The sequence below is a fragment of the Nostoc sp. genome, assembly GCF_041747015.1.
Classification (GTDB): Bacteria; Cyanobacteriota; Cyanobacteriia; order Cyanobacteriales; family Nostocaceae; genus Nostoc.
The window spans coordinates 1-9,644 of the sequence record NZ_JBGTFY010000153.1; the positions used below are offsets into that span (position 1 = coordinate 1).

Annotated in this window: 8 protein-coding genes and 1 pseudogene; all 9 read right to left on the reverse strand. The window is 45.4% G+C overall.

The window, feature by feature from the left end:
• Positions 1–594, reverse strand: a pseudogene (locus tag ACEW80_RS11940) (type IV secretory system conjugative DNA transfer family protein); the annotation flags it as partial.
• Positions 591–1,805 carry a hypothetical protein gene (locus tag ACEW80_RS11945; protein ID WP_373526780.1) on the reverse strand — a complete coding sequence of 405 codons (1,215 nt, stop codon included), beginning with the start codon at positions 1,803–1,805 and terminating at the stop codon, positions 591–593. The pseudogene ACEW80_RS11940 and the gene ACEW80_RS11945, both read right to left, overlap by 4 nt.
• Positions 1,806–1,871: 66 nt before the next feature.
• Entirely contained in the window at positions 1,872–2,675 is an 804-nt protein-coding gene (locus ACEW80_RS11950) for a hypothetical protein (RefSeq protein ID WP_373526781.1), read from the reverse strand.
• Positions 2,676–2,704: 29 nt separating this feature from the next.
• Positions 2,705–4,117 (reverse strand): hypothetical protein, encoded by a 1,413-nt coding sequence (locus tag ACEW80_RS11955; RefSeq protein ID WP_373526782.1) that lies wholly within the window; start codon positions 4,115–4,117, stop codon positions 2,705–2,707.
• Complete coding sequence (locus ACEW80_RS11960) at positions 4,114–4,833, reverse strand: hypothetical protein (protein ID WP_373526783.1); 720 nt, start codon at positions 4,831–4,833, stop codon at positions 4,114–4,116. The genes ACEW80_RS11955 and ACEW80_RS11960 overlap by 4 nt, the downstream gene beginning before the upstream one ends.
• Complete coding sequence (locus ACEW80_RS11965; protein ID WP_373526784.1) at positions 4,830–5,888, reverse strand: hypothetical protein; 1,059 nt, start codon at positions 5,886–5,888, stop codon at positions 4,830–4,832. The genes ACEW80_RS11960 and ACEW80_RS11965 overlap by 4 nt, the downstream gene beginning before the upstream one ends.
• An 84-nt stretch (positions 5,889–5,972) precedes the next feature.
• A complete protein-coding gene (locus ACEW80_RS11970) occupies positions 5,973–6,659 on the reverse strand; it encodes a hypothetical protein (RefSeq protein WP_373526785.1) in 687 nt (228 codons plus the stop codon).
• On the reverse strand, positions 6,643–7,185 hold the full coding sequence (locus tag ACEW80_RS11975; RefSeq protein ID WP_373526786.1) for a hypothetical protein: 543 nt from the start codon (positions 7,183–7,185) through the stop codon (positions 6,643–6,645). The genes ACEW80_RS11970 and ACEW80_RS11975 overlap by 17 nt, the downstream gene beginning before the upstream one ends.
• A partial coding sequence (locus ACEW80_RS11980) for an AAA family ATPase (RefSeq protein WP_373526787.1) occupies positions 7,182–9,644 on the reverse strand: 2,463 nt, incomplete at its 5' end. The genes ACEW80_RS11980 and ACEW80_RS11975, both read right to left, overlap by 4 nt.

Genomic DNA, 9,644 nt, shown 5'->3' on the forward strand with positions numbered 1-9,644 from the left:
GGCAACTGCGGATTCTGCAAAGCCTGGGGCAAGTACGGTAACTTGATAACCGCGCAAAGCGGCATACCCTGCTAGTATTGGCGCTTGCCCCTTGGCTTGTGCGGTGGCTGATTCTTGCTGTGCGTACTTGAAATCATAAAGGGCGATGGGTAGCCCCTGATCTACTGCGGAGCGGATCAAGGGATTAATCATTGAAAATGATTTTCCACTCCCCGGCCCACCACATACTAGGATGCCTCGTTGCGCTTCTGGGAAGTAAAGGGTTGTTGAATCTTCAGGGATACTCGTTTTCTTGATTCCATTGACAATCTCGCTCGTTGTATTCCTGGGAGTCCCCACATACAGCGATACTCGGTTATGCAAGCGTAGCTGGATTTGTTTACACGCCAACTTCCGAGCCGCTGTTTTCTCTGTTGTCCCGCCCCAGCGCGCGGTCGCTAGCTTGGCAATACCTCCCCTACTATCGATGATTTTGGCGATTACAATCACCGCGCCACAGGCGAGTACCCCTAAACCTGCGGGGGAAAACAGCGCTGAAGAGATGCCTGGGGGAATAAATTGATTTGGGTTAACAATAGTGTTTGTTCCTGTCATCGCCCAGTGCCCACAATCACCAAATCGTTCTCGCTCACGGGCAACCAGGGGACTGGCCCAATGAAGTAAGGGGTACAAGTTTTCTGCTGGAATGGCGGCCGCGCACAGATCCTAAAGAACAAGCCAAAGTCGGCAGTCCCCTTGGATTCATTAACTCCAGTTAGCGCCACTTTGAACCCACTACCATACACTAGCCGCCCCGTGGGTTCCTTGCCCCCATTAACGGCGGCAAGAATTCCATAACCACCCCTGACTTGTTGTGATGAACCAGATGCCCAACGCTTACCATACAAACTACCTTCAGAATCGGCAAAATCCCCCAGTTCTAAGTATGAGCATTCCTTGCTGGGAGGACAGGCTACTGAAACGGTGCGATCGCCTCTGACAACGCTGCCAGACACGAAGTAATCATTAAGAGCCCTTGCGTCGCCTTTCTCTGCTGTGCCAAGTACAACCGACGCAATCCCCACAACGCCTATATCAGAGCTAATAGGCTGAGGCATTTTATCAAAGGGCACTTGACTTAATTTAGGAATTTGATTGACATAAGCTTGCTGCCATGATTTAAATTTTCCTAACTGAGTTTTGCTCAATCCAGGAATTGAATCAAGCGAATATTTGCTTAGGTCAATCTTATCTAGTGTCAGGTTTGCGGCTTGAGGATTTGAGGCTATGGCTTGAGAAATAGTGCTGCTACCCAGTCCAGCACCATTCTTAGAAAATAGAGCCGCTAATGGGGGAACTTCTGATAGGCTCAAATTGCTTAATTCAGGCATTGCTTTAACTAATGTTTTTGGCGTTTGCCATTGCATTAATCCAAAGTCTTTGAGAGTGGGTTTGGTGGTTGTGGCTGTAGTGGGCAAAGCCAGCGTGCCAATGGCCTTTAAGCTCAAGGCAGACATTTTAAAAGCATCATCCGCGTCGCCCAGCATCACAACAGAATCAACCTTTTGTCCTGCGGTCCATGAGCGCGAGGGGTCGTAGCCAAAAGTCGAAATCAGGTTTTTAGGGATTACGAGGAATCCTGGTTGCTGAACGGGCGGCAAAGTATCCCATGTGATTTTTGACCAGTCGGGCGCTGCCGTCTTATATTTGCCCTGCGGATAATTAATTGTTGGGGTTGTCTGAGTAGTTGTCGGTGTCTGTGCGATTGAGGCGGAAAGTGGAAGTAGGGAAGCGATCGCAGCCAGGAAAAAAGGTTTAGATTTCATGATTGTTTTAAGTAATTGGTCGCTTGCATTTATCTAATTCTTTGCGAATAAACTTAACAAAATTACTCACAATCGCCCCCATTCAAGTAATTGATCAAAAGTTTTTTTATCGACCTGAGAAAGTGAAATCGCCTCCTCTTTAGTTTTGCCACGCCGTAATAGCTTAATAGCATCTTGCACCTTGTTCCATGTGGTAGATCCGGGCTTAACTTGGCCTTTCCGCCCCGCTTCTGCCAGACCAAAAGCAAGAGCGTTAGCATCGTTCCTTCCAGGATTGGGGCGTAAAACGGCAACAGACTGAGGCGGGTGGACTGTTATTGTTTGTTGCGGTGGCGAGGGCTGCTGGACTACTGGCGGCGCTGATTGCGGCTTTTGAACTGTTAGCATTAGCGGCGATCGCGGACGGGTAATTGGCAACGGGCGATCCGACTCAGATTTAACTACCAAGCTTGTATAAGCTGGGTTGCCCGTAGCAGGGACTATCTTAAATTGATATTGTTTTTCATTGGTAAGTACTGTAATTTGAGTGCTTCCATTGCTGCTAGAGGTAACAGGAAAGTTGATCGGGTTAATCTGGCGAAGAAAAATTACGGTTGCTTTACCTCCTGTGCAGTCAGAATCGTTGCTCTGCTTTTGGCATAAACCACCGTTTGATGTAAAGGCAAAACGACTTGGATCGCCGATCCAAACTTGCTTGATAGTTTCCCCGGTAGACATCAAATTAATAGTTAATCCGTAGCCCTTCCACACCTTTAATTCAATAGCGCTGGAGTTTGCATCATTCTCGTAAACTGTTCGGATGGGCATTGCCGACACGCTTGAGGCAGTAGTTATTAAGAGGGTTGTAATAATAGCGAGTCTCTTTAACATTTTTCCTAGTTACAGTAACGTTATTGTGACTAGAGCGATATTGTTTGATTAACGAATATTTGCACTGGCTTACCAACGTCAATCACGAACACTTCTTCTCTACCGCTTAACTGTTGCGAACGTGCAACATTTGAGCTTTTGATGTTGTCGAGAACGCTATTAAATGCACCCTCTCCAAAAGCGGCGGAGAGGTCTTTTTGCTCATTGGTAGTGGAAAGAGAGGAAAACCCATTTGAGCTAGTACTGACTTGAGTTATGGGGCGATTTTGTACCTCGGCAGCTTTGGCGACTCCCGCAACAATCGCAGAGATGAAATTGTTGCCCAGATTACTGCCTTTGCGAGATTCCGCTTTTAAGAAGCTACCATCCTTAGACATTATCAAAACAGCGTTTGGCGGCAGTGACTTTTCTTGGGTGTCACCATTGGAATTGACCAATACTGAAACGCCGCGCAATTTGGCAAAGCCCGATCCATTGGACTCGGACAACTGAACAACCAGATAAGCGCCTACGGGTAATACGCCGCTACCATCTGAGGCTTTTAAGGGTTTTGATACTTTCACTAAGTAATTCTGGTTGCCAGTGTCACCAGCACCCCAGGCGATCGGTGTTTCCAATGTGCCCTCTGCGGTACTGCCAACGAGTACGCGCTTTGTATTGTAATCACCAGTAGTTTTGCTGACCTCTGCGACTTGTGTAGCTCCTCCTGTCCCTCCTTCTATTCCAGTAACTTTTTGTTCCTCGCCTTCTAGTTCATCACCTGAGCTACTAAAACTGCCAGCATTTGCAGCGAGAAGCCATTGCTGTGTGGGGTCAACATGAACGGTGATCGCTTGGGGGCGCGGCTGAGGAGGAGATTGTCTAATCGGCTGGGCGCTCCTGGGCTGAGGTTGCGATCCTCTAGCTGTGGGAAAGGTTCTAGGCGCTGGAGGCTGGCTAGTAACGGAATAAGGCTGTTGTCCGCGCTGCACTGGTCTTAGGGTGGGGGTAACAGGCGCGATCACTACTGGGGTTGGGCTAGAGGTAGGCGTTGGGCTTGGCTTCTGATCACGAATCTTTTTAAATTCGTAGTTTTGGCTAGTCAGAGCAAGTGCTGTTTTATCCTTGCCTGTCTCGTCCACCACTTCTGTTTCTTTTGTTTGTTCCTCGGCTTTAGTCGGCTGTGCCTTGTTACTGGAAAATTTTAAGGCGTTCATTGAATTGCCGATCAAGGCTCCGACGATCGTGACAAAGGCAAGTACTATCAGCGCAACAACGCCCATTTTCAAAAGTGGAGATTGCGAGACTGTTCGAGCGGTAACAATTTCTTCTGGGGCGGGGTTCTCTTCAGGTTGAATTGAATCATTAATTTGAGAAGTTTTAGCGCCGTTCATGGCGGCAAAATCTTTTTCTTCTATCTCAATAGTTGTCGATAGCAAAGGCTCTTGCTGTTTCTGGATCATAAGTCTAAATCTTGAATCTTGTAAATTTCCAACCCCGCTTTCCGAACACGAGAGGCGGTTTCCTGAACATCGGACGCAAATCTAGGAATGATAGCTGTATCAATCGCCCTGACAAATACAGTTTTGTTAAAGGGGATGGGCTTGCCGACTAAATTGCTGCCTTGAAAAACAACGACCTCGGCTACCATATCCACTTTCCAGCGCCCATCCTTAATAGAAGTGGGCTGACTGAGTAAGCTGACTTTTAAAATTGATTGGGTAGACCCATTGAAGACATCGGGCGGCGTAAGATTACTTATCTCTTCAAGGAATGGGGCGCGAAAATCTTCTGACAACGCAAAGCCTGAAGCCCATGCACTAGTAGTAATCTTGGCTTTTGATGTCAATACCCCAATGTCTAATTTCAATTGTTTGGTGGGGTCTGGATTGTAATCATCGGTTGACTTTGGTAGAGCATTCCAACTCAAAAGACCTGTCATTGTCTGCCCTACAAAACGTGTAATAGCTTGGGGGGATCGCTCCTCACTGCCTATAGGAAGAACTCTGATAGATTCGCCGTCATGTAGCTCCACAAGGGTGGAAGCTTTGGTTTTAGATATTGTTCCTATCCGAGCAAAATTTACAACTTCTATTAATAAAATAATCACTAATAAAACAGCATTGACTATTAAAAAAATGGGAGTAAAGTTTAGCTCTTTTCTCTCTAATAATTTCATCTCCGTAACCCCACCGAGAATTTGACCCCACTAGTGAAAGCTGTAAATACTGACATTCCACCACCAGTACCTATGGCTACCGCGAGTAATGGCGAAAAGATGGCTTGCAAAAGTTGCATTAACAAAGGATTAGACGAGGGCTTGGCAACTATCGCGCTGGCAATAATACCTACAGTTATCGAGTACGAAATGAGAACCAATGTCAGCCCTAACCAGCCAGCTAGCCAAGCATAGATAGGCTTGCTTTGAAAAGGTAGCAAAGATAGAACTAGGAAGATTGGGGCAGCGAATGCAATCATTAAGAATGACAGTTGAACGATGTACTGAAAAGCTGCCGATACCCCGCTCAGGATGACATAAACAAAACCTTGGATTGCGCTGTTAATTAGTTCGCCGCTTAGGTCTAAGGGATTCCAACTTCCTCCCCCAGAACCTGCGCCAGTCTTTTCTCTAGCTTTCTGTGCGTCTTTTCGTGCATTCTCCACGGCAGCTTTGATACAAGCTTGTTTCTGGCTTAGTTCTTCACCTTCCTGCCTCTTTTCTCCTTTTTTTTCGCATTTAGCGATGGCTGTCTGCGCGGCTAAAACAAAGCTTTGGTCGGCATTGACATTTCGGATAGCATCTCTCAAATTCACCCCATTTCTAGTAATACTTAAAATGCTCCTATTTAGTCCGGTCGATACGTTTTTTAAAGCGACTGTTGTATTAGCGAGAAGGAACCCATTATTACTAAGCATTACAATTACTAGCAACGGTAAAACCATCTCAGAGATAAAATCATATCCGAACCCTTCTTCGGCAAACTTGCTGTACCAGCCAAATGAGGCAAAGCCAATCATCACAACCGCCGCAAGGGTAGAAATGGCGACAACAGCGGTATAAATTGGGCTTGTTCCAGATGCTAATTCCAGCCAGTCATTCTCAAACGATTTATAAATTAGCTCTGCGCCTTCGATAGCGCCTTCGACTATTTCACCTGAGTTCGTAGTACCTGTATTTTCCCCGGCTTGCTGCCCTGTCGTTTGAGCAAAAAGAATAGTTAAGAGTCCTATCATCTCAGCTACCGCATCGTTATGTTGACCTTTTTTAAATTCAAAATGAGTAAGAAAATTAATTTTGAATTAATAATTTTGAATTGATTATTGATTCTTCCAAAATGAATCGTTAACGGCGGCAGATTGAATGATTTGACGAGTAGCGGCGCTGGACTCTTGATCCTTTGCCGCAGCTTGCTCATCCATGCGATTAGAAATATCAGCAAGATTGATATTTGTAACAGCCAAAGAACGAGATTGTTTTTGCGCTTCTGCATGGATAGATTTGGCAAGTACAACACTTTGTAAGTTTTGAATTGCGACCTTTTTAAGAATCTCTTGGGTGATGACATCATCCTGCGCGGCATTAGCATTTTCGCTTGATTGGGCGGTAGCATCATTAGTTATTGCTGCCTCTTGCGATTGCACCCTCTGCCCTTCAACACCAAGTACTGATTCTGACTGACCGCGTGTATATTGTTGGTTCCATTCCTTGATGGCATTGTCCGCTTGAATGCGAGGATCTAGTATTAGTAATGCGCCTTCTTGCTTCTGGATAACTTTCTCGATATTCTTGCCAGCTTTCAGGGGATCGGGAATCCCTAAATCCCCAACGCTAGATTCAATTGCCTGGGTTAATTCAGCCTCAAGCTTACCTAAAGACTTGGTAAACTCTTTTTGATAGTGAAGAATGTAAGTCTGCAAGCTACTATAGATTTGTTGAAATTGAGTTAAGAAAGATTGGTTTGCACTACCTTGAGCGTTTGCCCTGAGGCTAGAAAAAGAAATCAAAATTGCTGCGCCTGAGATCGCGATCAATCGGTTGGTATTCAAGATACAAGTCCTCCAGGGCTACTACGAAAGGTTTTTTAGTGCAGTCAGATTTTACGGTCGCTTGTTTTTTTGCTAAATCAAAAGAAGCGGCTCGAACTATTAATGTTTTAGGCGACTCTTCTTTATTCAACAAACTGGTAAAGAAAGGATCGTCAAAGGGCAAAGCATTAGGCGGAAGGGTAGAAGCAGGGGAGCGAAGAAGCATAACATAAGCGCCTGGGCTGGCAGATTCAGAGTTAATCCCCGGCTGCCTTAGTTCACGTAGGCGCTTATTCTGATACTTCAATGCTCTTAGACTAGGACTGCGCTTGACCGCATCTTCGCCTAATTCTATATCGACACCGCAATTTATCTTTGAATCGCTAATAAATTTTTCGTATTGAGCTTGGTTGTATTGCCAAACCTGAAAATTTACTATCGATAAAACACCTGCGAGTATTGCCAACACTAACTTATTTTGAATGACTGAGAATAGAATCTTCATAATGGTTTACCCTGCTTAACGCAATCGACATAATGCTTAGAAAATTCTGCCACCCAGGTAAACTTGTCACTGTGAATTTTCTTGAACTTATCTCGCGTGGCTTGTTCCTCCCTGCTATTAGCAACCAACGCCAGCAGGGGATACGAGGGATAATAGCGGCAGCGCACATACTTATTGTTGTAGTCCAACAGCCACAAAGTATATAGCTGCTGAATGTTAGGGACAAAGCTTTCATTTTTGTCGATGATTTCTCTAGGGATGCCCAACAACTCAGAGAAGCTATTAGCCGCGCCTGGGACAATCCGCCCAATCAATCGCAATGGCATATTTTGTAATATCTGTTCTCCCGCCTCCGATTTAGCAATAGAAATGACATCCTGCGCCGCCAGAAATACCCGACAGCCCTGCTTTCGAGCCGTAGCGCATTTACGACCCGCAAGGCGCGACAAGGCAGAAAAACCAAGCAGTACGCTAGCCTCATCCATGAAAAATACACTATTGGGGGAGGAGAGGGATTGACGGGACGCGGCGATATAAGCAGACATCCCAAACACCTCTGCATCCTTCCCTGATTGGAGATTAGTCAGAGCACAGGTAATCAACTGGCTATCAGCCTGGAAGGTTGAAGGCTTGCAGATAGCGCTACCAATGCTACTAGCCTGCCAGTACTGTAAGCGCAAGCGGATGTAATTAAGTGCTTTTTCTACGTTGTCATCCTGATAGCCTAAATAAATATACGCAAGTGAGAAGAATTTCTCCATATCTGCCAACGTCGGGGTATTCGCCCACTCTGGGGTGTCTATCCCTGCTCTCCGCGCTAATTCAAATCGCTCTTTGATGTCGGCATCTTCATAAAAGGCTTTTGTTCCTAGAGGTATCACGGACTCGATAGTTTGTGATAGCAATCCATCGAATTTTTGCGAACCTAAAACCAATTGAAGAACTATTAAATTAATATCATTCCGATGGGCTTTTGTCCTTTCCTCCCACTGCGACTCAGGAATCTTTGACAGGTCTAATGGCTGTACAAGATTGTTTGATTCCTTAGAGATATCAAAGTAAAATCCATTAAAGTAGGGCGTGAAGTCTCCGAAGGTTCCTGAACCATCATCATTGGGCAAGTCAATCATTAATACTGACATTCCCAGCGCCAAACACTGATAAATAATAGAGGCGATGATTACCGATTTACCACTCCCGGTAGTGCCGATTACCATCATGTTTTTCGGCTTTGATAGGTCAATGTGAACCGAGGATTGACCTTCGTCAGCTACTAGTTCAAAACCTTGTTTATCGCCGTGCGCTGTTTGAATGACTGGCGTTAAACCAATTACTTCACTGGCAAAGAAAGTGGCGCGTCTGTTGAAAGGAAAAGTAAGTTGCGGTCGCTGTCTCAATAGCAAAGTATCAAGCCAGATTGACCATGTATACTGCATTTCTCTAATCAACTCAGCAGGTTGATTGATATAGCCTGAAATCAGCCTGCAAGCGTCGTCGATTTCGGAAGGAGAGTTGCGATAAACAAGGATTATGACAGCTACATTTTCAGGGACATCACCCGTGTAAAGCTGCTTCTGAGCATCGACTGACCGCTCCGTATTAATTTGCGCTCCTACGTCAATAGTCTTTTTGCTGGCGTTAGCCTCGGCATTTATTGACCGCCTCGTAATCAATTGTTGGGTAAGCCTAATCATTTTTTGATCGGCTGGGCTAATCTCTGTAATTATCTCGACATCATAAATAACCTCGCGTGAGAATACATCCCATAGAAACCGTACTTGCTGATGGGTTGAGGCAAATATCTCTGGCTTTTGGGCAAGCGTCATTACGCCGATATACTTCTTTTTTTCACCACATTGATTCGGCAAGTATACCCAGCGTCTATCGGCATAAGGTATGCCGTTATTTAAAAGTACTGAGGTTGCATGTAGCTGGTCGTTGTATCTCTCTGGCTTCGGCGCGGATTCGTTAAATTCCTCTCTTAATTCGCCAGTGTCATAAACTAAGGCATGAGGCACTTTTGTTGGCTTCGCACCCATCCGAGAAACTAGGTCGTCCCACAATTGCTTCTCTGATTTTGGCAAGGGAAATAAACCCATTTCAGACAGTATTTGTTGATGGCGCAAAGAGACAATTATTGCTTTTTCAAGAACTTGAATTAAGTTTTTTGTTGTGAGTTCGGTCGCTCCTGTTGGGGTAAACTTGCGCTGTAAAAAGTTCGCCAGCTTAACTATCGCTCTATCTACCGCGTCACCACCTTCCGTTCCTCCTGGGCGGACAGTAAAAGTCGTGTAAATACTGAGCTTGATATCCTTGCACTGATGGTTACGTGTGAGTTCCTGCATTCGGGCAACTTGCCCCCAATCAAGAAACTCACTCTCAGGAGATACAGGGCTATCTAGTCTCTGGCGATAGCTTTCAATCACTTTGTCTTCATCGCAAAACGAAGACCAACGAAA